Here is a 25567-nt window from a genome sequence, read left to right on the forward strand (position 1 = left end):
ATGGAGATTTTTAGAAAAACTTCCTGTAAAAAAATGGAAGGAGAGGCGATTGAAAGCTTTAAAATTCCATCAATAGTATTAATGGAAAACGCAGGAGAAAGAATAGCAAATTATATTAAAAATGAAGGTGAAAAATTTGTTATAATAGCTGGTGTTGGAAATAATGGTGGAGATGGATTAGTAATATCACGTAAATTAATATTATCTAATAAAAAAGTACATATTTTTATTGTAGGAAATTTAGATAAATGCTCTAGTGAATTTAAAATAAATTTAGATATACTAATTAATATGAAAGTTGACATTTGTCATTTAAAATCAGAAGAAGATCTGCTAAATTTAAATAGGTTAATAGAAAGAGACACATTAATAATAGATGCTCTTTTTGGAATAGGTTTAAATAGAAATATAGATGGAATATATAAAAAAGTAATAAGTATAATTAATAAAAGCGAAAAAGTATTTTCAATAGATATTCCATCTGGAATGGATTCTGATACAGGAAAAGCATTAGGAATTTGTGTAAAAGCTTATAAAACTTTTACTATTGAATGTATAAAAAGAGGTTTTATACATAATGAAGGTGTTATTAATGTAGGCGAAATTAATGTAATAAATATTGATATTCCAAAAGAATTAAAAGAAAAAAATTCAGAAAAAGTATATATACTTCCTAGAGAAGCTTATATAGATAAAATCAAAAAAAGAGATAAATTAGGCCACAAAGGTGACTTTGGAAAGGTGGGGATAATTGGAGGGAGTAAAGACTTTGTTGGAGCAGTTTATATAGCTTCTGAAGCAGCTATAAGAACTGGGAGTGGCTTAGTAACACTAATTACGAATAAAGATATAGCTTCAATACTTAAATGTAGGGTAATAGAAGCTATAGTTAAAGAGTATGAAAGTACATATGAAATTAGTGGTTTAGACAAATTTGATGTTATTGCTTGTGGTCCAGGTTTAGGAAGAAGCAATGAAGCAAAAGAGGTGTTATATAAAAGTATAAAAGAAACGAAATGTCCACTTGTAATTGATGCAGATGGATTAAATATTTTAAGTGAGAATAAAGATCTTTTAAATTATATAAAAAATAGATCTATTCTTACTCCTCATCTAGGAGAAATGAGTCGACTAATAGGAAAAGATATAAAATCAATAGAAGATAACAAAATAGAGATAAGCAAGAAATTTGCAAAAGAAAATAATGTAATATTGTTATTGAAAGGGTATAATACAATAATTACAGATGGAGAGTATGTATATATAAATAAAACTGGAAGTAGCAAAATGGCATCAGGTGGTATGGGAGATTGTTTAACAGGAATTATAGCTTCTTTAATTGGACAAGGATTAAGTTTAATTGATTCTGCGTTATTAGGAGCATATATACATGGTTATTCTAGTGATTTTATAGGTGAAAAAATGTATTCTGTAAGTGCAAGAGACATAATAAATGTTTTACCTAAAATAATAGAAGATTTATTATGTGAAAATTAGAATAAATTCCTCATTTGATTAATATTACTATAAAGAAGCATTAATTAATGGGGGACAAATGAGTTTACTAGAAAAATTTAAAAAAAATGATAACAAAAATCTAAAAAAGAAAATAAAAATAGGAAGTATAATTATATTGCCAATATTTATACTAGGATTAATAGTATTTTTTAGGAATGAAGTTTCACTAACTAATGAACAGATTATAGATTCAATAAAAAATATGAAGCAGTATGAAAGTATAGTAGAGTTCACAATAACGAATACTAGAGGATCATATGTTGAAAAAGCTAAACTTCATTATTCAAAAAATCATGATCCTATTATGGAATTTGGTGATAGATTAGTTAAAACCTATAAGAAAGATTCTATTATAATGAAATATAAAGATGGAAAAGAATATAATTTAGAAAAAGATACTGATAGCTTTTATGTATTAGCAATAATTAATAATCTTCTTAATAATCCAGTTACTAAAATAGAAAATGAATCATTAGAATGGGGAGACTTGGAATATATAAAAGTTAGTATTGATATTATTTCTAATAATCAGCACTTAGATAAGGCAGTTTTTTATGTAAATAAAAAAGAAAAAGTACCTATGTTGATAAAAATTTTTGATGTAAACGGAAAAGAAAGAGTTAAAATAGAATACAGAGAGTTTAATAAAAAAAGATAAATGTTAGTAGCAAGAGGTGTATAGGATGAAAAATATAAGACCAGTTTGGGCGGAAGTAGATTTAAAAGCAATTGAAAATAATATAAAAGAAATAAAAAGAGTTGCAAAAGATAAAGAAATAATTGCAGTTGTAAAAGCCGATGCTTATGGTCATGGAGCTTTAGATGTAGTTCCAGTATTATTGAAAAACGGAGCAGATAGATTAGCAGTAGCAGTAATAACAGAAGCTATAGAATTAAGGAAAGCAGGAATTAATGTACCTATATTAATTTTAGGATATACTCCAATAAGCTTTGCTGATGATATAATAAACTACGATATTGAACAAACAGTATTTGATTTAAACTATGCGAAAGAATTGTCAAAAGCAGCTTTAAGATTAGGAAAAAAAGCTAAAATTCACATATCTTTAGATACTGGTATGGGAAGAATAGGTTTTATTCCTAATGAAGAAAGTATAAATTCAATAGAAGAAATAAGTAAATTAGATGGTATAGAAATAACAGGTATGTTTACTCATTTTTCAACTGCAGACGAAGCTGATAAAAATTATACAAGAGAACAATTTGAAAAGTATAAATGGACTGTATATCAATTAGAAAAAAGAGATATAAACGTAGGAATTAAGCATGTTGCTAATAGTGCAACAATAATAGATTTGGAAGAATATTATTATGATGCAATAAGACCAGGGATTATATTATATGGATATTATCCTTCAAATGAAGTAAATAAAGAAAAAATAAAAATTAGGCCAGCATTAACATTAAAAAGTCATGTTATTCATCTAAAAGAAGTAAAAGAAGGAACATACATAAGTTATGGTAGAAAATATGTAACAAAAGGTATTGAAAAAATAGCTACATTACCAATTGGTTACGCAGATGGTTATACAAGACTTTTATCAGGAAAAGTTAAGGTTATAATAAATAATAAATTAGTTCCGGTAGTAGGAAGAATTTGTATGGATCAGTGTATGGTAAATGTAAGTGAATTAGATTCAGTTAAGGTTGGGGATGAAGTTATATTACTTGGAGAAACTGAAAATTGTAAATATAATGCAGATGATATAGCAAAAGAAATAGATACTATAAGCTATGAAATTTTATGTATGATTGGTAAAAGAGTTCCAAGAGTATACAAAATAAATGATAGTATTGTCTCAACAAGACATTACTTATAGGATATTAAATTATTAATAAGTTTTTGACAAAATAACAGAATTATAGATATACTTCTTATATAAAGGCTCTTATATATAGGGGGGAAAAAGATGTTTTGCTCAAAACAGTTGAATAAAAAATGTTTTAAAAGAAAAAAAAGTAAACATAGTGAGAATGATTTAATATTATATATTGATAGCCCTTTTACTAAAGAGACTGAAATAGAAATGAAAGAAGGGTATCAAGAAATGGCATTTCTAAATTTAGAAATGGCAATGATGACTGATGATGAATTAAAAGAAGTTAATGATTATGAAAACTGGCTTTGCGGAGAGTGATAAATTAAATGGCGACTATGGTTGTAAAACGAGGGGATATATTCTATGCCGATTTAAGTCCGGTTATTGGCTCGGAGCAAGGTGGAATTAGACCCGTTATAATAATACAAAATGATATAGGAAATAGATATAGTCCAACAGTTATTGTTGCAGCTATAACTTCACAAATTAATAAAGCTAAGTTACCTACTCATGTAGAAATTTCATCTGAAGAATATGGTTTAAATAGAGACTCTGTTGTTCTTTTAGAACAAGTTAGGACTTTAGATAAAAAAAGGTTAAAAGAAAAAATTGGACATATGACCGATGCAGATATGAAAAAGGTAAATAAATCTTTGTTAATAAGTTTAAGTTTAATATAAGACGTACAAGCTATATTACTTAAATTATGAAAAAAGATAATTTTTATGAAGTTCACTTCGTTAAGCATAAAAGCAAATAAGATTTGAAATTTGCTTAACGAGGTGATTTTTTAGAATATATTATTTAAAGAATTAATATATATGTAGATAATAATAGATAAAGTTTTAACTAAAGAGAATTTAATAATAGATAATATGAATTATTTATAATCTATTGTAAGTTATAAATGAATAGATTTTATCAATTTTAAAACTACTTTAATTTAAATATTAAGGTAGTTTTTATTTTATAATTAATAAATTTTTAAATGTTTACATGAAGAAAAATTAAAATCTTGCGAAAAAGTAATATATATTATATTACTTATTAAATATTTTAATTTGAATTTAAACATAATAAATATATTAAATATAATATATATTATGTAAACAATTAGATTAAATAGAATTTAAAATATATGCTATTAATAATAGAGTATACTAAAGAATGAAATATGATATATAAATGATATAAAGTAGGTTTAATAGTATATACAAAGAGCGTGATATATGTTAAAATAACTTATAGAAAAGAAAAAATAATCTATAAAAAGTTAAATTAAAGCTAGGAGGACATTAAATAATGAAACAAAATAAACAAGAGCTTATGGAAACAGCTAAAATTATTAGAAAAGATATTGTTGAAATGCTTACAGAATCAGCATCAGGTCATCCAGGAGGATCATTATCAGCAGCTGATATAGTAACAGTATTATATTTCAATGAAATGAATATTGATCCTAAAAATCCTAAAATGGAAAATAGAGATAGATTTGTACTTTCAAAAGGTCATGCAGCACCAGTTTTATATAGTGCATTAGCTAGAAGAGGATTTTTTGATCCAGCAGAATTAATGACTTTAAGAAAAATTAATTCAAACTTACAAGGACATCCAAATATGAATGATGTACCTGGAGTTGATATGTCAACAGGTTCATTAGGGCAAGGAGTTTCAACAGCAGTTGGAATGGCTTTAGGAGCTAAAATAAATGGTCAAAAAAATAGAGTTTATGCATTACTTGGTGACGGAGAATTAGAAGAAGGTCAAGTATGGGAAGCAGCTATGGCTGGAGCTCAATACAAATTAGATAATTTAACTATATTTATAGATTTTAATGGATTACAAATAGATGGAAACATAGAAGATGTTATGAATCCTTCTCCAATAGATAAAAAATTTGAAGCTTTCGGATGGAATGTATTAGTTATAGATGGACATAATTATGATGAAATTCTAGAAGCTATAGAAAAAGCAAAAACTTGTAAAGGTAAACCAACAGCTATTATATGTAAAACAGTAAAAGGAAAAGGGGTTTCATTTATGGAAAACCAAGCTGGATGGCATGGGGCAGCACCTAACAAAGAACAATGTGAACAAGCAATAGCAGAAATTGGAGGATTAAAATAATGAGTAAAATAGCAACTAGAGAAGCTTATGGAAAAGCTTTAAAAGATTTAGCAAATACTAATAAAGATGTTATAGTTTTAGATGCGGACCTTTCAAAATCAACTAAAACAGCAGATTTTAAAAGTGTAGCACCAGAAAGATTCTTCAATATGGGGATTGCAGAAGGAAATATGATGGCAGTTGCAGCTGGTCTTTCAACATGTGGAAAAATCCCATTTGTAAGTACTTTTGCTATGTTTGCTGCAGGAAGAGCTTTTGAGCAAATAAGAAATTCAATATGTTATCCAAGATTAAATGTAAAAATATGCGCAACTCATGCTGGATTAACTGTTGGTGAAGATGGAGCTTCTCATCAAGCAATTGAAGATATTTCATTAATGAGAAGTATTCCTAATATGACAGTTATTAATCCATCAGATGCAGTTGAGACTGAGGCTGCTATAAAAGCAATTGTTGAAATGAATGGACCTTGTTATGTAAGACTTGGAAGAGCTGCTGTTAATGTAATAAATGATAGACCAGAATATAAATTTGAAATAGGAAAAGGAGTTACTTTAAAAGAAGGTAATGACTTAACTATTATAGCTACAGGAATTATGGTAGATGCTGCTTTAGAAGCTAGTGAAGTTTTAAAAGAAGAAGGAATCAATGCAAGAGTTATAAATATTCATACTATTAAACCAATTGATTCAGAATTAATAATAAAAGCTGCAAAAGAAACTGGTGCTATAGTTACTGCAGAAGAACATAATATAATTGGTGGATTAGGATCTGCTGTAGCAGAAGTTGTTACTGAAAATTATCCTGTACCAGTATTAAAAGTTGGAGTTAAAGATACATTTGGAGAAAGCGGAAAACCAAATCAACTTTTAGAAAAATACGGATTAACTAGTAAAGATATTATAGAAATATCTAAAAAAGCTCTAAATTGTAAAAAATAATACAATTGGAAATAAATTTGTGATATAACAGTATAGAGAGATCTATACTGTTATTTTTTATAATAGTACATATTAAAAGGGGATATTAGAGAAAATGAAAGAAAAATTTAAAGAATATTTAATGATAACTATAGGAATGTTGTTTGTAGTTATAGCAATTCAGTTCTTTTTTATACCAAATAATATAACTGCTGGAGGAGTAACAGGAATTTCAGTAGTTATATGTGAGTATATTAAAGGATTAAATGTAGGTTTAGTAATGGGAGTATTAAATATATTCTTATTTATTATTGCATTTATTTTTATAGGAAGAGATTTTGGTGGTAAAACAATATATGCAGCCATGGGAATATCTTTTATAAATTGGGCAATAGAAGAATTTTTTACTCCAATGGCAGTAACAAATGATTTAATGCTTTCTACAATTGCAGGAAGTTTATTTTTAGGAACTGGACTTGGAATAGTATTTACTCAAGATGCATCAACTGGTGGTACGGACATAATAGCTAAAATACTCAATAAATTTTTTCATATAGAAATGGGAAGAGGAATGCAAATAGTTGACATAATTGTTGTTATATTTAGTGGAATAACATTTGGAATAGAAAAAGCTATATATGCTGCAATTTGTGTTATTTTAACAGGAATAGTTATAGATAAAGTTATTTCTGGATATTATACATGTCATCAAGTAATAATTTTCACAAATAAAACAAAATATATAAAAGAATATATAATAAATGATATAGATAGAGGTTGTACTATTTTCACAGGTGAGGGTGGTTACACCGGAGAAAATAAGAATATTATATATTGTGTACTTGAAAGAGCTCAATTAATGAAAGTAAGAAAATTTTTAAAAGAAAATGAACCAGAAGCTTTTGTTATAGTAAATGATGCTCATGATGTATTAGGAAAAGGATTTGAGAAAATTGAGTGATAGCTATAATGTAAAGGAGTAAGTATATGAAAAAAGCAGTAGTAAAAGATTATGTAATGATAACAATCGGAATAATATTAGTAGCAATATCAGTTGAATATTTCTTTGCGCCAAATGATTTAGCTGCTGGTGGAATAACAGGATTAGCAATAGTGATAAATAAATTTATACCATCAATCGGAATTGGAGTTTTGACTTTAGTTTTAAATGTTATTTTATTTGCAGTTGCATTTATGTTTATTGGAGGAAATTTTGGAGGAAGAACTATATATGCGAGTCTTTTATTATCAGTTTTTATGTGGATTATAGAAAAATTTTTTAATCCTTTCGCATTAACTCAAGATTTAGTAATAGCAACTATATTTGGTACAATAATATCTGCAATAGGGATGGCAATTGTATTTAATTCAAATTCATCTACAGGAGGAACTGATATTATAGCAAAGCTTATGAATAAATATATTCATATTGATATTGGAAAGTCTGTTTTAATAGTAGATTTTTTAATAACATTTGCAGCAGCTTTATTTTTTGGATTAACTTTAGGATTTTATGCTATGCTTAGTGTAATTCTTCTTGGAATTCTTATTGATAAAATGATAGAAGGATTTAATGTTGCTAAACAAATTATAATAATTAGTGAACACAGTGAGAAAATAAGTAGGTTTATTATGCAGGAACTTGGAAGAGGATGTACTTGCATAAAAGGTTTTGGTGGATATACTAAAAAAGAAAAATTTGTAATTTACACTGTTCTTGGAAGGAATGAATTCATAAAGCTTAAGAACCATATAAGAGAAGTTGATAAAGATGCATTTATTACTGTTGGGGAAGCTCACGAGGTTTTTGGTGAAGGATTTAAAATAAATGAAAATTAATAACGAAAAATAGACAAAAAAGAAAAACTTAATAAATTTTTATATAAAAATGAATATTCTATGTGATATAATAAAATTTATAATGGACAAGGGCATGTAAATATGTCCAATTCTATAAGGAGTGTAAAATAATGATTGAATTTAAAAGTGTATCAAAGATTTATGATAATAATGTAAAAGCGCTTTCAGATGTAAACATAACAATAGATTCAGGTGAATTTGTTTTCTTAGTTGGTCCATCTGGTGCTGGGAAATCAACTTTTATAAAAATGATACTAAAAGAAGTTGATCCTACAAATGGTACAATAACGGTTGCAGGTCAAGACCTATCAGAGATATCAAGAGGGAAGACACCTTATTACAGAAGAAAAATAGGTATGGTTTTCCAAGATTTTAGACTTATACCAACTTTAAATGTATATGAAAATGTTGCTTTTGCAATGAAAGTTGTAGAAGCTTCACCAAAAGAAATTAGAAGAAGAGTTCCAATGGTATTATCACTTGTTGGGTTATCTCACAAATATAAAATGTTTCCAAATGAATTGTCTGGAGGAGAACAACAGAGAGTTTCTTTAGCAAGAGCAATTGTTAATAATCCTTCAGTTTTAATTTGTGATGAGCCTACAGGAAACCTTGACCCTCAAACTGCTAGTGAAATAATGGAGCTTTTAGAAGACATTAATTCAGCAGGAACTACAATATTAATGGCTACTCATGCTCAAGAAATAGTTAATGATATGAAAAAGAGAGTTATAGCTATTGATAAAGGTGAAATTGTAAGAGATGAGGAAAGGGGTAGATATACTGATGAAGATTAATACGATAAAGCATTTTATAGTTGATGCTTTAAAAAGTTTAAAAAGAAACAAAACAATATGTTTAGCTTCAGTAATAACTGTACTTATTACGTTCTTTGTTCTTGGTATATTCGTACTGGTAAGTAAGAACGTAGGTTTAGCGTTAAATGGAGTTCAATCTAAGGTTGAATTAAAAGTATTTTTACAAAATGATATTAAGTTAGTAGATCAAAGAGAAATTGAAATAAAATTAAAAGATATGCCAGAAGTTAAGGATGTTACTTACGAATCAAAAGATCAAGCATTCATAAACTTCCAAAAAGGTTCAGAAAATAATAAAGGATTACTTGAAGGATATAGTTTACAAAACAATCCATTCCCAGCATCTTATGTTGTTAAGTTAAATAAGCCAGAAGATGCACAAACAGTAGCGAATGCTATTAAAAATATGCCTGGTGTTGATAGTATAGGAAATCAACAAGATTTAATTAATACAATAACTAGAATTGTAAATGCAGTTAGAATTATTGGGGTTATTCTATTCCTAATATTAATAGGAGTTGCAATATTCTTAATAATGAATACAACAAAACTTACTGTTTATTCAAGGCGTAGAGAAGTAGGAATAATGAAGTTTGTTGGAGCAACAGACTGGTTTATAAGATGGCCATTTATTATAGAAGGAATGATAATAGGGCTTGTAGGAGCTATATTAGCTACTATTCTTGTAGGATTTGCATATCAAGGGTTCTTTAGCTGGATAACAACTAAAATGTTATTTGTAGATATAGTAGGAACTTCATATATATACACATCATTATTATGGCAATTTGCTATAGCAGGTACTGTTATAGGTGGAGGAGCAAGTTACTTCTCATTAAGAAAATTCTTAGTTGTATAAAAAGAATGAAATTGAATATACTATAATGTATAATAAACTCAGTGGATAATTTATCCACTGAGTTTTATTTTAAATTTTTATGTAAAATAAAGATATGTGAGGAAAGAGTATGAGAAAAGAGGGGTTAAATAAAGTAATTATAGCTGTTGCTGGAGTTGTTATAGCAACTGGAGCTTTTTATGCAGGTAATATTGCATCAACAAAAGGATTAATACTTACCAATATAAATTCAAAAGTGAAAAATGCTATTCAAGAAGCTAGCGATACAGCTAAATATAAAGAATTATTTGATGTGAGAAATGCGATAATTTCAAATTATGATGGCGAAGTTGAAGATAAAGTGCTTTTAGAAGGAGCAATAAAAGGAATGGCAAATTCCTTAAAAGATCCTTATACAATCTATATGACTAAAGAAGAATATGAAAGTTATAATGAGCATAATTCAGGGGAGTATGTTGGGATTGGAGTTCATATAGGAATTAAAGATAGTAAAGTAGAAGTAGTAAAACCTATGGAAAATTCTCCTGCCAAAAAGGCTGGGATAAAACCAGAAGATATAATAGTAGAAATAGACGGACAAGAGATTAAAGGTGATATAGAAAAAGCAAGCAAATTGATAAAAGGAAAGAAAGGTGAAGCTGTAAATCTTGTTATTGAATCGAAAGATTCAAAAGAAAAGAAAAATGTTAAAATAATAAGAGGTGAAATAAAGACAGAAGACGTTATAGTAGAGATGCTTTCAAATAATATAGGATATATTCAAATAACAGGATTTAATGAAGGTGTTACAGACAAATTGAAAAAAGGGATAAATTCTCTTAAAGAAAAAGGAATGAAAGGACTTATTCTAGATTTAAGAGGAAACCCAGGAGGATATCTTCATGAAGCAATAGGTGTAGCATCACAATTTATAAAAAAGGGAGAAACTATAACCTATACTATAAATAAATATGATAAGAAAGAAGTTAAGAAATCAAAGGGCGGAGTTGCTGAAGGAATGCCATTAGTAACATTAATTGATGGTGGAAGTGCTAGTGCATCAGAAGTTGTAACTGGAGCTTTAAGAGATTATAAAGTTGCAACTATTGTAGGAGAAAATAGTTTTGGAAAAGGAATAGTTCAAGCACCAATTGAATTTAGTGATGGAAGTGCCTTAAAGGTTACAATATCAAAATATTATACTCCTAATGGGGAAAATATTCATAAAAAAGGTATAAAACCAGATATAGTAGTAGAAATCCCTAAAGAAGTTTTAGAAAAACCTTATGATAGAAATACAGATATTCAACTAAAAAAAGCCATAGAAGTTATTGAAGATAAAATAAAATAAACTTTTAGGAGATGAATTTTGGATTTAGCGGGTTATACTTTAAAGACTTTATCAAAGATTATTGTAGATCCATTCTTTTTTGGAGTACTTATAATAATTGGAATAATATTTTATTGGAAAAATTCTAAAATATCAAAAATGCAGAAAAAGATATTAGGGGAGAGTTTAAATTCTCCTCTTGAATTGACTCTTTCTCAATTCGCATTAGGGATAATAGCAGGAATAATTTTAGGTTTTATATGTAATTTTATTGGAATAATATTTAAAGAGGATTCAGAAATAGAGATTCTATTTATAATATCTATAATACTAATGGTTATAAAACCAAGATTCTCATGTTATTGTTATGGAGCATCTATTTTAGGATTTATAAGTTTATTATATAAATATGTAATAATAAGAGGAAAGGCAACTAATAATTTAAATATTGATATTATCATGTTAGTTACATTTGTAGGTATTTTACATATTATAGAAGGATTGTTAGTTATAATAGATGGTAGCAAAGGTTCCATTCCAGTATTTTCAAAAAAACAAGGAGTTATATGGGGAGGATATTTATTAAATAGATATTGGTTTTTGCCTATAAGTATATTAGTATTTGTTAAGCAAAATGCATTTTGTTCAATTTCACAGAAATATATAAATACTCCGAGTTGGTGGCCAATTTTAAGATCTCCAGATACTATATCATTAATAAGTAGTAGTGCTATTTTAATGATGACTTTTTACGGAGTTTTCAATTATTCAGGGTTAACTTTTACGAAGAATAGAAGAGAAAAAAGACTAGAAGTTGGAATAATAATTATTATTTATGGAATAATTATTACAATATTAGGACAAATAGCTAATTTGGGATTAATTTTTAAAATATTAGTATTAATTTTAGTTCCTATCTTACATGAAATACAGATAAAAGTTCAAAGATATAGGGAAAATAAAAGAAAACCAATATTTTATAGTTTGCCAGGGAGAATATGTGTAATAGAAGTTATTCCTAATTCTCCATCATATAAAACTGGAATTAGAGCTGGAGATATAATAAAAAAAATAAATGATAAAATAGTTATGTCTGAAAATGAAATATATATAATGAAGGATTGTATTCAAAGAGAAGTTGAGATTACTATCATAAAAAAAGATAAAGAATTAAAATTAAAAATTGATAAAGATTTAAATAAAGGTCTAGGAATACTTGTTGTACCAGTTTCAATATTAAATAAAAATAATTTTGGACATGTTTTAAAAGAAAAACAAGATCAACTTAAAAAATTAGATGAAAATAAAAAGATTAAAATTGGATAACTTATAAAGAGAGGTGAAAAGGAATGGATACTTTTAAGATAGAATCAAAAATTAAACCAATGGGAGATCAACCAAAAGCAATAGATACATTAGTTGATTCCTTAAATAAAGGTAATAAATATCAAACTTTACTTGGGGTAACTGGATCAGGAAAAACTTTTACTATGGCAAATATAATAGAGCGAGTTGGAAAACCAACACTTGTACTTGCTCATAATAAAACTTTAGCAGCTCAACTTTGTGCTGAGTTTAAAGAATTTTTTCCAAATAGTATAGTTGAATATTTTGTTTCATATTACGATTATTATCAACCAGAAGCATATGTTCCTCAAACTGATACATTTATAGAAAAAGATGCATCAATAAACGATGAAATAGATAAACTTAGACATTCAGCTACATCTGCACTATTTGAGAGAAGAGATGTTATAATAGTTGCTTCCGTATCTTGTATTTATGGATTAGGAAATCCGGATGAATATAAAAAGCTTACAATAAGCCTTAGAAAAGGAATGGAAAAGGATAGAGATGAAGTAATAAGAAAACTTATAGAAATTCAATATGAAAGAAATGATATAGATTTTTCAAGGGGAACTTTTAGGGTTAGAGGAGATTCTCTTGATATAATTCCTGCATCTCAATCAAATAAAGGGATAAGAGTTGAATTTTTTGGAGATGAGATTGATAGAATAAGAGAGTTTGATGTTTTAACAGGAACTATAATTGGGGAAAGAGAGCATGCTCATATAATGCCAGCTTCTCACTTTGCTGCGTCACAAGAAGTTATTGAAAGATCTATTAGAAGAATAGAAGATGAATTAGAAAAAAGATTAATAGAACTTAATTCACAAGATAAATTATTAGAAGCTCAAAGATTAAGACAAAGAACTAATTATGATATAGAAATGATTAGAGAAATGGGATATTGTAGTGGAATAGAAAATTATTCTAGGATACTTGATGGAAGAGAAGCAGGTTCTCCACCTAAAACTCTTATAGATTATTTTCCAGAAGATTTTTTAATGTTTATAGATGAAAGTCACGTTACACTTCCACAAGTTAGAGCTATGTATGCAGGTGATAGATCAAGAAAGGATTCTCTAGTAGAATATGGATTTAGATTACCTTGTGCATATGATAATAGACCACTTAAGTTTGAAGAATTTGAAAGTAAAATAAATCAAGTTGTATTTGTAAGTGCTACTCCGGGAAAATATGAAGAAGAACATGAAAAAGTAGTTGCAGAGCAAATAATTAGACCAACAGGACTTTTAGATCCACCAATAGAAATAAGACCAGTAACTGGACAAATAGATGATCTTTATAGTGAAATATTACAAACTACAAAGAGAGGATTTAGAACTCTTATTACAACATTAACAAAGAAAATGGCTGAAGATTTAACTAAATATTTAACAGAGCTTGGAGTTAAAACAACATATATGCATTCTGATATAGATACAATAGAAAGAATGAAGATAATAAGAGATTTAAGACTTGGAGAATTTGATGTATTAGTAGGAATTAACCTTTTAAGAGAAGGATTAGATATACCAGAGGTAGCTTTAGTTGCAATACTTGATGCAGATAAAGAAGGATTTTTAAGATCAGAAACTTCAATGGTTCAAACTATTGGAAGAGCTGCAAGAAATGCAGAAAGTAAAGTTATAATGTATGCTGATAATATTACAGGCTCAATGGATAGAGCTATAAAAGAGACTAATAGAAGAAGAAGTATACAAATGACTTATAATGAAGAACATGGAATAATTCCAAAAACAATTATAAAAGATGTACGTGATGTTATAGAAGCCACAAAAGTTTCAGAAGACGAGGCTAAATATGAGGCAGAAGTTAAAGAAAAGAAATTAACTAAAAAAGAAAAAGAAAAATTAATTAAAGATTATACAGATGAAATGGTGGTTGCAGCTAAAAATCTTCAATTCGAGAGAGCTGCTGAATTAAGAGATATGATTGAAAAATTAAAATCAAACTAAATGTTAGAATTAAAAAGCAATGCTAAAAAGCATTGCTTTTTATATTAAGAAATAAAATTTACTTATAATTATGAAGTATTTAAATAGGAATAGTTTTAAATTTGATGTTTGTTAACTAGATATTAAAAAAAAATACTTTGAATATCAAAATGTTTTTATTATAATTTGAGACATAAAATATTTATAGATAGGTGATTTGATGAAAAAAATAAAGAAAATTTGGAGAACTTTAGCTATTGCAATCATAATATTAGGATTAACAATATCTTTCATAATGCAAGTTTGGGTAAAACCTGATATATCAAATTCAATAGGACGAGTTCTAGGTTACTTTGATTATTTTACTCAATGGAGTAATATTTTTGTTTTAATTTGGTTTATAAATGATACATTCTTAGATAATAAAATTAAATTTTTTAATAAAAGAGGTGTAAGAGGAGCATTAAACTTATATGTATGGGTTGCTGGAGCAGTTTTCTGGCTAATTTTAAATGCTCAATGGCATCAAGTTGGATGGGATAAATTTGAGACATGTATATTACATGGATTTACTCCAGTAGTTTTCTTCTTAGATTGGTTATTCTTTTATCCAAAAGGAACTTATAAGTTTAAGCATATTATCAAATGGGAAATATGGCCAATTTGCTATATGATTTTTGCTATTGTAATGGGAAAAATAACAGGATATTTTCCATATTCATTTTTCAATATAGATAAAATGGATTTATATCAATTTCTTTCATCAATGGAATTTGTAGTTATAGGGTTTATTTTATTTGCAATTATTTTAGTTGCTATAGACAAGCTATGTTATGCTATAAATAAAGCAAGAGGTAAGGAATTAGACTTAAGCTTTTTATCAGGAATAGATGCGACTTTGGATAATTAATAATACTTGGATAAAAAAGAATTTCAGAAATGAAATTCTTTTTTTAATTTAAGTAAATAAATTATTTATGTTCCAAAGAGATATAATGTGATTTAATTCCATAACAAAATCGTTAACTATTTAAAAATAAAGTGCTATAATCTAAAATAGTATTATACTTAGGAGGAGAGTTATGGAAGAAATAAATATTCAAGAATTAAGAGAAAAAGCTGAAGGATATTATCAAAGAGGTGAGTTTTTCTGTTCAGAAGCTATAATAAAAGTTATTAAAGATGCTTTTGCACCAGAAATAAGTGATGATATTGTAAAAATGGCATCAGGATTTCCAGTAGGAATGGGAAGATCAGGTTGTACATGTGGAGCATTATCTGGAGGTATTATGGCATTAGGTATGATGTTTGGTAGAAATAAACCAAATGGAACTGAAGTAGATAAAACTATGCAAATATCAAAAGAGTTACATGATAAATTTAGAGAAATGAATAAAAGTACATGCTGTAGAGTATTAACAAAAGGGTTAGTTATGGGATCAGATGTACATAAAAAGCAATGTGTTAGATTAACAGGAGAAGTTGCAGAAGAAGTTGCTAAGATAATAATAAGAGAATCTAAATAAATATAGATAAAAGAGCCTAAAAAGAAAAAAATCTTTTTAGGTTTTTTTATTTAATATTTATAAAAAATATAAAAGTTTAAAAATAAAATAACTATTTTATTTATATAAATTTGATTAAAAATTACGGGAACATATTTTCGATAACATGCATTTTTAGTTAATTAAATATGATATAATTAGCAGATAAGGAATTAAATAAAATCATAGCTTTAGCTGTATTAATTTTATAGGAAAAGATTAAAATAGATATAGATAGAAAGAGAGGAAAAAGATATGAAGGATAAAATTATTATAAAAGGTGCTAAAGTACATAATTTAAAAAATATTAATTTAGAAATACCTAGAGATAAATTGATAGTATTTACTGGTCTTTCAGGATCAGGTAAATCATCATTAGCATTTGATACTCTTTATGCAGAAGGACAAAGAAGATACGTAGAATCTCTTTCTGCATATGCAAGACAGTTTTTAGGTCAAATGAATAAGCCTGATGTTGAATATATAGAAGGACTTTCACCAGCAATTTCAATAGATCAAAAAACAACAAGTAAAAATCCACGTTCTACTGTTGGAACTATAACAGAAATATATGATTATCTAAGATTACTTTATGCTAGAATAGGAATTCCACATTGTCCTAAATGTGGAAAGATAATAAGCCAGCAATCTATAGATCAAATAATAGATCAAGTTATGGAATTAGAAGAAAGAACAAAGATACAAGTACTTTCTCCTATAGTAAGAGGGCGAAAAGGAGTTCATGAAAAAATATTAGATAATATTAAGAAAAATGGTTTTGTCAGAGTAAGAATTGATGGTGAAATATATGAACTTGGAGAAGATGAGATAAAATTAGATAAAAATAAAAAACATAATATAGAAGCATTAGTAGATAGACTTGTTATAAAAGAAGGAATAGAAGGTAGACTTTCAGATTCTGTAGAAACTGCTTTAAAACTTGGAGATGGACTTGTAATTATAAATATAGTTGGTGGAGAAGATAGACTTTATAGTGAAAAATTTTCATGCCCTGATTGTGGAATTAGTATAGAAGAACTTGCTCCTAGAATGTTTTCTTTTAACTCTCCTTTTGGTAAATGTGACTGTTGTGATGGATTAGGAACATTAATTGAAATTGATGAAGATTTAGTTATTCCAGATAGAAGTCTTAGTATAATGGAAGGTGCAATAGCTCCTTGGGGAGAAGGAAGAACAAAAGAAGATTCATGGACTTTTGCTATACTAACTTCTTTAAGTAAGAAATATAAATTTGATTTAAAAACCCCAATTAAAGATTTAGATAGAAAGATAGTAGATATAATTCTTTATGGAACAGATGGAGAAAGAGTAAAAGTAGATTATGTTAAAGATGGAATAAAAGCAACTTATAATGTGGCTTGGGAAGGGGAAATAAATTCTCTTCAAAGAAGATATATGGAAACTAATTCTGACATTATTAAAGGTGAAATAGAACAGTATATGAGTGATGATTATTGTCCAAAGTGTAAAGGTGCAAGACTTAAAAAAGAAGCACTTGCAGTTACTGTTGGAGATAAAAATATATTCCAATTTACTGAAATGTCAATAAAAGAAGAATTAGATTTCATAAATAATATAAAATTATCTGAAAAAGAAGCTATAATAAGTGATCAAATAGTTAAAGAGATAAAAAGTAGATTAGAATTTCTTATTAATGTTGGACTTGATTATTTAAATTTATCTAGAAGTTCAGGAACATTATCAGGAGGAGAATCTCAAAGAATAAGACTTGCAACTCAAATTGGTTCAGCACTAATGGGAGTTTTATATATACTTGATGAGCCAAGTATAGGACTTCACCAAAGAGATAATGATAGACTTATACAAACATTAAAAAATCTTAGAGATGTTGGAAATACTGTTATAGTAGTTGAACATGATGAAGATACAATGAGAGAAGCTGATTTTATAGTTGATATTGGCCCAGGTGCTGGAGAACATGGTGGAAAAATAGTGGCAACAGGTACTCTTGAAGAAATATTACAAGATGAGAATTCAATAACTTCTCAATATTTAACTGGAAAGAAAAAAGTTGAAGTTCCTAAAGAAAGAAGAAAAGGAAATGGAAATAAAATATCTGTTATAAAAGCAAGTGAGAATAACTTAAAAAATGTTTCAGTTGATTTTAATTTAGGTGCATTAACTATGGTAACAGGAGTTTCAGGTTCAGGAAAAAGTACTCTTGTTAATGAAATACTTTATAAAGGATTAAATAAAATAATAAATAAAAGCAAAAATCCAGTTGGAATGCATAAAGAAATTAAAGGCGCAGAAAATATAGATAAGATAATAGCTATTGATCAAAGTCCAATAGGAAGAACTCCACGTTCAAATCCTGCAACTTATACAGGAACTTTTGATATAATAAGAGAGCTTTTCTCACAAACACCAGAAGCTAAAATGAGAGGATATAAACCTGGAAGATTTAGTTTTAATGTCAAAGGTGGCAGATGTGAAGCTTGTACAGGAGATGGAATTATAAAAATAGAAATGCAATTTTTATCTGATGTATATGTGCCATGTGAAGTTTGTAAAGGAAAAAGATATAATAGGGAAACATTAGAAGTTAAATATAAAGGAAAAACTATTGATGATGTACTAAATATGACAGTAGAAGATGCTTTAGAATTTTTTGATAGTATACCTAGAATAAAAAATAAATTACAAACTTTATATGATGTAGGACTTGGATATATAAGACTTGGGCAACCTTCAACACAATTATCAGGAGGAGAAGCTCAAAGAATAAAACTTGCATATGAACTTTCAAAAAGAAGTACAGGAAAGACATTCTATATTCTTGATGAACCTACAACAGGACTTCATATAGATGATGTAAATAGATTAATTTCAATATTACAAAGACTTGTAGATGGGGGAAATACAGTAGTAGTAATTGAACACAATTTAGATATGATTAAATGTGCTGATTATATTACAGATTTAGGACCAGAAGGTGGAGATAAAGGTGGAAATATTGTTTATTCTGGACCTTTAGAAGGAATATTAAAAGAAGAACATTCATATACAGGGAAATATTTAAGTAAAATCTTAAAATAGGCAATAAACCAAGCAAATGTTAATATTAACAAAATTTTAACATAATTGCTTGGTTACATTAATATAAAATTAAATGTAAGATAAATGTATGAATTAAAGCTAATTTTAGTGTATAATCTAAAAGATAAAGTAATATGAGGTGAAAATATGAGTTTTGAAAGATTTATAGGAGGCGTTTTTGGAATTTTCTTTATTTTAATATTATTCATCATAATTATATCTGCATTAAAGATAATGGCTAAAGATGTTAAAAGTGGTGAAAAAAGAAAATCAACTGCTAATAAAAAACATCATGGAATTGAAGTTGTAAAAGCAGGCAAGAATGTAAATCTTAAAGTTGGAACAATTGTACCCGTTAAGGTTATAACTACAATAGGAAGATCGAGCGATTGTACTATAGTATTAAGTGATAATTATGCATCAACAAAGCACGCAAGAATTGTAGTTAAAAATAATGTTTTAATACTAGAAGATTTAGGAAGCACTAATGGTACTTATCTAAATGGAGAAAAAATTAAAGGTAGAGTTAAGCTTTTCACTAGAGATGAAATAAGAGTTGGAACAGCAGTATTTAAAGTGTTAGCTTAATGTGATTGAGGTGAAAAAATGAAAAAAAATAGAACAGGATTAGGAATTCTAATTCTTATATTTATCCTGTGTATGGGTCTTTTTACAAATCTAGCAATTTTAAAAACACCTATAAATACAAAGCCTCTTTATGTTGGTTTAATTTTATGTGTTGTAATTGGAGTTGCTTATTTTATTACTAGGAAAACAAGTAAAAATGGAGATAAATTTATATTTTTATTTGCAAGTGTAGAAGCTGTAATTGGAATTGCAATGTTATATAGATTGCGTCCAGAAACAGGTGAAAGGCAACTTGGATGGTTCATAGTTGGTTTAGTTATATTCTTAATAATAATTAAGTTTTTACCGGATTTTAGGAATTTCACTAAATATCAGAATCTTTATTTAATAGGTGTTATAATATTTATGCCTATGGCCCTTATTTTTGGTAGAGATGTAATGGGAGCTAAAAACTGGGTATTCATAGGAGGATTTAGTTTTCAGCCATCTGAATTTGGTAAAATCGCATTAGTTTTATATCTTGCAGCTGCACTTAGAGGATTTAAAAATAAAAATGCAAAAGAAAATATAAGACAAATATTTAAACCTGGATTAGTAGTTATGTATTCTATGGCTTGTATGGTGTTACAAAATGACTTAGGTTCAGCACTTATTTTCTTTGGTATATCAGTAACTATGTTATTTATAGCAACAGCAAAGAAGAAGTACATAGCAATTTGTTTAGGACTTGCAGCAATTGGATCCTTTGTAGCATATAAGATAATTCCACACGTTACTCTAAGAGTGGAAATATGGCTTAATCCTTGGAAATACGCTAGTGATAAAGGATATCAGTTAGTACAAGGTTTTTATGCAATATCTACAGGTGGAGCATTAGGACTAGGATTAGGGCAAGGATATCCAGGGTTTGTACCAGTTAATACAACAGACTTTTTATTTGCAGTAATTTGTGAAGAGTTAGGTATTGTTCTAGGTATTGGAATGATAATTGTCTACTTCCTTTTATTTTATAGAGCAATAAGAGCTGCATTCGTTACTGATGATGAATTTTTACAACTTACAGTAGTTGGATTTAGTGCAATGCTAGCATGTCAAGTATTAGTAATAATCGGAGGTATATTTGCAGTTATACCTTTAACCGGAATTGCGTTACCTCTTGTTAGTTATGGTGGAACATCAATGATAACTACTATGTTTGCACTGGGAATACTTCAAAAAGTTTCAGGAGAGAGCTAATATGAATGATTTAAAAAAGAATGTAACAAAAGTTATGATAGTATTTCTATTTTTATTTATAGCTCTAATTTCATATATTGCGTACTTTCAGGTTTTCAAAGCTTATGATATTGCTCATAAGCAAGGAAATAGAATTGTATGGGCACAAAGAAATTCAGTATTAAGAGGAACTATTTATGATAGAAATATGAATCCTTTAACAAAGAGTGTTAGAACAGGTCCACTTTCTCAAAAAGTAGAGTATCCATATGGAGGTATATTTGCACATCCAATAGGATATATGAGTGAAAGGTTTGGAGTTACTGGATTAGAAGGAACTTTTGATAAACAATTATCAACTTATAATAGTACTAGAACAGATTTAAAAACTTTAATAAATAACTTTAGTTGGCAAAATTTAAAAGATATGTTCTTCCAAAGAAATAATAAGAGTAATCAAGTTGGTAATAGTGTAGTTACTACACTTGATACTAAAGTTCAAGAAGCTGTAGTAAAAGCTTTTGGAAACCATAAGGGAGGAGCAGTTGCAATTGATCCAAAAACAGGGCAAGTTTTAGCAATGGTTTCAATGCCAACATTTAATCCAAATGACTTAGCAGCAGAAATGGCAAGAGCTAATAAAATAGAACAAGAAAATAAAAATTTACCTGACCCAGGTAGTCCTCTAGTTAATAGAGCTATCAATGGATTATTCCCACCTGGATCTACATTTAAGATTGTTACAACAACAAGTGCTTTAAATAATATTCCAGGAGTAGGATCAGAAATATTCCATGATACAGGAGAAATTAAATTCCCTGATGGGCAAGTATTACACAATAATGATTATGAAGTAGATGGAAATATAGATTTAAGAAGAGCATTTGTACTTTCAAGTAATGTTGTTTTTGGTACTCTTGCAATGCAACTTCAAAATCCTAAGTTAAGACAAACAGCTGAAATGTTCGGATTTAATGAACAAATACCTGCAATTGGATTTGCTATGACACCAAGCCAATTCCCTAAATATGATAGTTGGCAAATTGGATTAATAGCTCAATCAGGTATAGGTCAAGCGGGAGTTCTTGCATCACCAATGCAAATGGCTCTTGTAGCAGGAACTGTTGCAAATAATGGTGTAATGATGGAACCTAAGTTAGTTAATAAGATTATTAATCAACAAGGGCAAACAGTACAATCATTTAGTAACCAAGAATATAGAAGAGTTATGTCACAAAGTGATGCAGCAACAATAAAGAGCTATATGACAAGTTTAGTAGAAAATAATATGGCCGGAGGATATTGGTCATTCTTTAAAGGATATGATGTTGCAGCTAAAACAGGTACAGCAACTCATGATGGAAAAGCACCAGATTCATGGCTTGAAGGATTTGCACCAGCAAATGATCCTAAAATAGCGTTTGCTGTTTGTGTAGAGGATGCAGGTTATGGAGCAGGAGCAGCTTCAGATGTTGCAGGAGCTATGCTTCATGCTTTCTTTAACAATAAACCACCACAATAAATAATTTTTAGAGGTAAGTGAATTGGCTTGCCTCTAAATTTTTGAGTATAATTTTATAAGATAAGATATAATTTGACAAAAAAGACGATTAAAAAACAAATAAAAGTATTTTCAATAGAATTAAATTGTGATTTAATTAATTTGTAATTAACTGTATAAGATAATTATTAAAAAGGAGGAGGTAAAAATTTTTGATTTTGAATATCACTTAAAAATGTTACCTGATAAACCAGGGGTTTATTTAATGAAAAATAAACTTGGTGAAGTAATATATGTTGGAAAAGCAAAAATTCTTAAAAATAGAGTAAGACAATATTTTCAAAATTCAAAGAATCATTCTGAAAAAGTTCGAGCAATGGTAAAGAATATTTGGGAATTCGAATATATAGTTACAGATTCAGAAATGGAAGCCTTAATTTTAGAGTGTAATTTAATAAAAAAATATAGCCCTAGATATAATATCCTTTTAAAGGACGATAAATTCTATCCTTTTATAAAAATAACAATGAATGAAGATTTTCCAAGAGTTTTTGTGACACGTAATTTTTCTAAAGATGGAAATAAATATTTTGGTCCTTACACTGATGGAAGTGCAGTTTATGAAACAATAAATTTGATTAGAAAGATTTTTCCTGTGAGAACTTGTAAGAAAAATATAGTTGTTGGTGGTGAGCCTACAAGACCTTGCTTAAATTATCATATTAAAAAATGCATGGCTCCTTGTGGAGGACATATATCAAAAGAAGACTATATGAAAATAATTGATTCGATAGTTGATATATTAAATGGAAAAGATAAAGCAATATTAGCAGATTTAAAAGCTAAAATGGAAGAAGCAAGTTTGAATTTTGAATTTGAAAAAGCTGCAGTTTATAGAGATAAAATTATATCTATTCAGACTTTAGTTCAAAAACAAAAAATGTTTAAAGTAACTGAAGGTGATGAAGATTTTATAAATATATATAGAGACAATAATGATAGCTGTGTACAAGTTTTTTTCCTAAGAGATGGAAAAATAACAGGAAGAGAGCATTTTATAATTGAAAATACGTTTGATGAGAGTGATGAAAAAGTATTATCACAGTTTATAGTTAATTTTTACAGTGGAACAGCAAAAGTTTCAAGAAATATATATATTCCTAATATTGAAGATGAAGAAATTTTAGAAGAATTCTTAACTATAAAAAGAGGAAGCAAAGTTTCTTTAAAAATTCCTCAAAAAGGTGAAAAGAAAAGTATGTTAGATATGGTTAAGGAAAATGCAAAAATAACTTTAGAAAAGTTTAAAGATAAAATATTACAAGAAAAAGCAACTAATAAAAATTCATTAAATGAATTATCAGAAATATTAGGATTAGATATATTTCCTCACAGAATTGAAGCTTATGACATATCTAATATACAAGGAGTAGATTCTGTAGGAAGTATGATAGTATTCGAAGATGGAAAAGCAAAAAACAGTGACTATAGACGATTTAGAATAAAAACAGTAAAAGGTGCTAATGATTATGATAGTATGAGAGAAATCTTAACTAGAAGATTTGAGCATGGCTTAAAAGAAATACAAGAAATACAAAATAGGAATTTACAATTTTCTAAAGGAAAATTTTCTAACTTCCCAGATCTAATAATAATGGATGGAGGAAAAGGTCAGGTTAATATCGCTTTAGAGGTATTGAGAGATCTTCAAATAAATATAGAGGTTTGTGGATTGGTTAAAGATGATAAGCATAATACCAGAGGTATAATTTATAATAATGAAGAATTTATAATAAGAAGTAATTCTGAATTAATGCAGATGCTTAGAAGAATTGGAGACGAAGTACATAGATTTGCTATAACATATCATAGATCCTTAAGGGATAAGAGAACTCTTCATTCAATATTAGATGATATTCCTAATATAGGGAATAAGAGAAGAAAAGAACTTTTATTGAAATTTGGAAGTGTAGATAATATTAAAAAAGCAACAATAGATGAACTATTAGAAACACCAGGAATTAATAAAAAAGCGGCAGAAAGTATAATTAACTACTTCAACAAAAAAGAATAACAAAAAGAGTTAAACAATTTGTAATTTTAATGCACTTGTTTTAATTTCCAATTTAGAATATACTATAAAATTATAACAGTAATGAGGAGTTTAGTAATGAATGAATATAATAAATTATTCAAAGAAGTATTTTTAGAAGATCAAATAGAATATAATGCATTAATGAGTGAACATATATACTTTAAAGTTGGAGGACCAGTAGATGTACTTTTAGTACCTAGAAATGTAGATCAAGTTATAAAAGCTTTAAAGATATGTAAAGACAACAATATTCCATATTATGTTATAGGAAATGGTTCTAATCTTTTAGTTAAAGATGGTGGAATGGATGGTGTTGTAATTAAGCTTACAGAGCTTAAGCAGTTAAAAGCAGATGGCGAAAAAATAGAAGCTGAATGTGGTGTTTTATTAAAAGATGTAAGTAAATTAGCTTTAGAAAATTCATTAACAGGATTTGAATTTGCATGTGGAATTCCAGGATCAGTAGGAGGAGCTGTATTCATGAATGCAGGTGCTTATTTAGGTGAAGTTGCTCATGTGATAGAAAGTGCTAAAGTTATTGATAAAGATGGAAATATAAAAGTATATAGTAAAGAAGAATTAGAACTTGGATATAGAACTTCAAAAGTTATGGAAAATAATGAGATAGTTTTAAGCGCAGTTTTTAAACTTGAAAAAGGTGAATTCCAAAAAATAAAGGATAGAATAGATGATTTAACTTATAAGAGAGAATCAAAACAACCTCTTGAATATCCTTCAGCAGGTAGTACTTTTAAAAGACCAGAAGGATATTTTGCAGGAAAGTTAATTCAAGATGCCGGACTAAAAGGATTTGAATTAGGTGGAGCAGCTGTTTCAAGCAAGCACTCTGGTTTTGTTATAAATAAAGGTGGTGCAACTGCAAAAGATATATTAGATTTAATTCATCATGTTCAATCTGAAGTTAAGAAGCAATTTGGAGTTGAATTACATCCAGAAGTTAGAATAATAGGTAAAGATAAATAGGATTT

General features: G+C 27.9%; 22 protein-coding genes. All 22 read left to right on the forward strand.

Going from position 1 to position 25567, the window contains the following annotated elements; all coding sequences use genetic code 11:
- The 22 genes from HMPREF1092_RS00740 (at position 1) to murB (ending at position 25562) form a co-directional block, all read left to right on the forward strand.
- The gene (locus HMPREF1092_RS00740) at positions 1-1497 is read left to right on the forward strand and encodes a bifunctional ADP-dependent NAD(P)H-hydrate dehydratase/NAD(P)H-hydrate epimerase (protein WP_002596657.1); all 1497 of its coding nucleotides are present in this window, start codon (positions 1-3) and stop codon (positions 1495-1497) included.
- Between the two features lie 58 nt (positions 1498-1555).
- Positions 1556-2176 (forward strand): germination lipoprotein GerS-related protein, encoded by a 621-nt coding sequence (locus tag HMPREF1092_RS00745; RefSeq protein WP_002596658.1) that lies wholly within the window; start codon positions 1556-1558, stop codon positions 2174-2176.
- Between the two features lie 25 nt (positions 2177-2201).
- A complete protein-coding gene (alr, locus tag HMPREF1092_RS00750; protein WP_002596659.1) occupies positions 2202-3359 on the forward strand; it encodes an alanine racemase in 1158 nt (385 codons plus the stop codon).
- Between the two features lie 90 nt (positions 3360-3449).
- Positions 3450-3677: a hypothetical protein gene (locus HMPREF1092_RS00755; RefSeq protein ID WP_002596660.1), complete on the forward strand. Its 228-nt coding sequence runs from the start codon at positions 3450-3452 to the stop codon at positions 3675-3677.
- Between the two features lie 8 nt (positions 3678-3685).
- Positions 3686-4039, forward strand: a complete 354-nt coding sequence (locus HMPREF1092_RS00760; protein WP_002596661.1) for a type II toxin-antitoxin system PemK/MazF family toxin — start codon at positions 3686-3688, stop codon at positions 4037-4039.
- Between the two features lie 622 nt (positions 4040-4661).
- Positions 4662-5486, forward strand: a complete 825-nt coding sequence (locus tag HMPREF1092_RS00765) for a transketolase (protein WP_002596662.1) — start codon at positions 4662-4664, stop codon at positions 5484-5486.
- Complete coding sequence (locus HMPREF1092_RS00770) at positions 5483-6427, forward strand: transketolase family protein (RefSeq protein ID WP_040413589.1); 945 nt, start codon at positions 5483-5485, stop codon at positions 6425-6427. The genes HMPREF1092_RS00765 and HMPREF1092_RS00770 overlap by 4 nt, the downstream gene beginning before the upstream one ends.
- Before the next feature lie 94 nt (positions 6428-6521).
- Complete coding sequence (locus HMPREF1092_RS00775; protein WP_002596664.1) at positions 6522-7367, forward strand: YitT family protein; 846 nt, start codon at positions 6522-6524, stop codon at positions 7365-7367.
- Between the two features lie 26 nt (positions 7368-7393).
- Positions 7394-8245: a YitT family protein gene (locus tag HMPREF1092_RS00780; RefSeq protein WP_002596665.1), complete on the forward strand. Its 852-nt coding sequence runs from the start codon at positions 7394-7396 to the stop codon at positions 8243-8245.
- A gap of 131 nt (positions 8246-8376) precedes the next feature.
- Entirely contained in the window at positions 8377-9063 is a 687-nt protein-coding gene (gene ftsE / locus HMPREF1092_RS00785; RefSeq protein WP_002596666.1) for a cell division ATP-binding protein FtsE, read from the forward strand.
- Entirely contained in the window at positions 9053-9943 is an 891-nt protein-coding gene (gene ftsX / locus HMPREF1092_RS00790; protein WP_002596667.1) for a permease-like cell division protein FtsX, read from the forward strand. The genes ftsE and ftsX overlap by 11 nt, the downstream gene beginning before the upstream one ends.
- Before the next feature lie 109 nt (positions 9944-10052).
- Positions 10053-11273, forward strand: a complete 1221-nt coding sequence (locus HMPREF1092_RS00795) for a S41 family peptidase (protein ID WP_002596668.1) — start codon at positions 10053-10055, stop codon at positions 11271-11273.
- 18 nt (positions 11274-11291) lie between these two features.
- Positions 11292-12578 (forward strand): PDZ domain-containing protein, encoded by a 1287-nt coding sequence (locus HMPREF1092_RS00800; RefSeq protein WP_002596669.1) that lies wholly within the window; start codon positions 11292-11294, stop codon positions 12576-12578.
- A gap of 23 nt (positions 12579-12601) precedes the next feature.
- Positions 12602-14575 (forward strand): excinuclease ABC subunit UvrB, encoded by a 1974-nt coding sequence (gene uvrB / locus HMPREF1092_RS00805; RefSeq protein WP_002596670.1) that lies wholly within the window; start codon positions 12602-12604, stop codon positions 14573-14575.
- Positions 14576-14774: 199 nt separating this feature from the next.
- Positions 14775-15464 (forward strand): Pr6Pr family membrane protein, encoded by a 690-nt coding sequence (locus tag HMPREF1092_RS00810; RefSeq protein ID WP_002596671.1) that lies wholly within the window; start codon positions 14775-14777, stop codon positions 15462-15464.
- A gap of 172 nt (positions 15465-15636) precedes the next feature.
- Positions 15637-16080 carry a C-GCAxxG-C-C family protein gene (locus HMPREF1092_RS00815; protein WP_002596672.1) on the forward strand — a complete coding sequence of 148 codons (444 nt, stop codon included), beginning with the start codon at positions 15637-15639 and terminating at the stop codon, positions 16078-16080.
- Positions 16081-16353: 273 nt separating this feature from the next.
- Positions 16354-19179, forward strand: a complete 2826-nt coding sequence (gene uvrA / locus HMPREF1092_RS00820; RefSeq protein WP_002596673.1) for an excinuclease ABC subunit UvrA — start codon at positions 16354-16356, stop codon at positions 19177-19179.
- Between the two features lie 147 nt (positions 19180-19326).
- Positions 19327-19767: an FHA domain-containing protein gene (locus HMPREF1092_RS00825; protein ID WP_002596674.1), complete on the forward strand. Its 441-nt coding sequence runs from the start codon at positions 19327-19329 to the stop codon at positions 19765-19767.
- Between the two features lie 18 nt (positions 19768-19785).
- On the forward strand, positions 19786-21003 hold the full coding sequence (locus HMPREF1092_RS00830; RefSeq protein WP_002596675.1) for an FtsW/RodA/SpoVE family cell cycle protein: 1218 nt from the start codon (positions 19786-19788) through the stop codon (positions 21001-21003).
- Position 21004: 1 nt separating this feature from the next.
- Entirely contained in the window at positions 21005-22504 is a 1500-nt protein-coding gene (locus HMPREF1092_RS00835; RefSeq protein ID WP_002596676.1) for a peptidoglycan D,D-transpeptidase FtsI family protein, read from the forward strand.
- A gap of 187 nt (positions 22505-22691) precedes the next feature.
- Positions 22692-24557, forward strand: a complete 1866-nt coding sequence (gene uvrC, locus HMPREF1092_RS00840; protein WP_040413590.1) for an excinuclease ABC subunit UvrC — start codon at positions 22692-22694, stop codon at positions 24555-24557.
- A gap of 96 nt (positions 24558-24653) precedes the next feature.
- Positions 24654-25562 (forward strand): UDP-N-acetylmuramate dehydrogenase, encoded by a 909-nt coding sequence (gene murB, locus HMPREF1092_RS00845; RefSeq protein WP_002596678.1) that lies wholly within the window; start codon positions 24654-24656, stop codon positions 25560-25562.
- Positions 25563-25567: the final 5 nt, after the last annotated feature.

It is taken from the genome of Clostridium thermobutyricum (assembly GCF_000371465.1).
Classification (GTDB): Bacteria; Bacillota; Clostridia; order Clostridiales; family Clostridiaceae; genus Clostridium; species Clostridium thermobutyricum.

Excerpts from the sequence above, each read along its gene's own strand:
- HMPREF1092_RS00740 (WP_002596657.1), top strand. The coding sequence starts at position 1 with ATGGAGATTTTTAGAAAAACTTCCTGTAAAAAAATGGAAGGAGAGGCG.
- HMPREF1092_RS00745 (WP_002596658.1), top strand. The coding sequence starts at position 1,556 with ATGAGTTTACTAGAAAAATTTAAAAAAAATGATAACAAAAATCTAAAA.
- alr (WP_002596659.1), top strand. The coding sequence starts at position 2,202 with ATGAAAAATATAAGACCAGTTTGGGCGGAAGTAGATTTAAAAGCAATT.
- HMPREF1092_RS00755 (WP_002596660.1), top strand. The coding sequence starts at position 3,450 with ATGTTTTGCTCAAAACAGTTGAATAAAAAATGTTTTAAAAGAAAAAAA.
- HMPREF1092_RS00760 (WP_002596661.1), top strand. The coding sequence starts at position 3,686 with ATGGCGACTATGGTTGTAAAACGAGGGGATATATTCTATGCCGATTTA.
- HMPREF1092_RS00765 (WP_002596662.1), top strand. The coding sequence starts at position 4,662 with ATGAAACAAAATAAACAAGAGCTTATGGAAACAGCTAAAATTATTAGA.
- HMPREF1092_RS00775 (WP_002596664.1), top strand. The coding sequence starts at position 6,522 with ATGAAAGAAAAATTTAAAGAATATTTAATGATAACTATAGGAATGTTG.
- HMPREF1092_RS00780 (WP_002596665.1), top strand. The coding sequence starts at position 7,394 with ATGAAAAAAGCAGTAGTAAAAGATTATGTAATGATAACAATCGGAATA.
- ftsE (WP_002596666.1), top strand. The coding sequence starts at position 8,377 with ATGATTGAATTTAAAAGTGTATCAAAGATTTATGATAATAATGTAAAA.
- ftsX (WP_002596667.1), top strand. The coding sequence starts at position 9,053 with ATGAAGATTAATACGATAAAGCATTTTATAGTTGATGCTTTAAAAAGT.
- HMPREF1092_RS00795 (WP_002596668.1), top strand. The coding sequence starts at position 10,053 with ATGAGAAAAGAGGGGTTAAATAAAGTAATTATAGCTGTTGCTGGAGTT.
- uvrB (WP_002596670.1), top strand. The coding sequence starts at position 12,602 with ATGGATACTTTTAAGATAGAATCAAAAATTAAACCAATGGGAGATCAA.
- HMPREF1092_RS00810 (WP_002596671.1), top strand. The coding sequence starts at position 14,775 with ATGAAAAAAATAAAGAAAATTTGGAGAACTTTAGCTATTGCAATCATA.
- HMPREF1092_RS00815 (WP_002596672.1), top strand. The coding sequence starts at position 15,637 with ATGGAAGAAATAAATATTCAAGAATTAAGAGAAAAAGCTGAAGGATAT.
- uvrA (WP_002596673.1), top strand. The coding sequence starts at position 16,354 with ATGAAGGATAAAATTATTATAAAAGGTGCTAAAGTACATAATTTAAAA.
- HMPREF1092_RS00825 (WP_002596674.1), top strand. The coding sequence starts at position 19,327 with ATGAGTTTTGAAAGATTTATAGGAGGCGTTTTTGGAATTTTCTTTATT.
- HMPREF1092_RS00830 (WP_002596675.1), top strand. The coding sequence starts at position 19,786 with ATGAAAAAAAATAGAACAGGATTAGGAATTCTAATTCTTATATTTATC.
- HMPREF1092_RS00835 (WP_002596676.1), top strand. The coding sequence starts at position 21,005 with ATGAATGATTTAAAAAAGAATGTAACAAAAGTTATGATAGTATTTCTA.
- murB (WP_002596678.1), top strand. The coding sequence starts at position 24,654 with ATGAATGAATATAATAAATTATTCAAAGAAGTATTTTTAGAAGATCAA.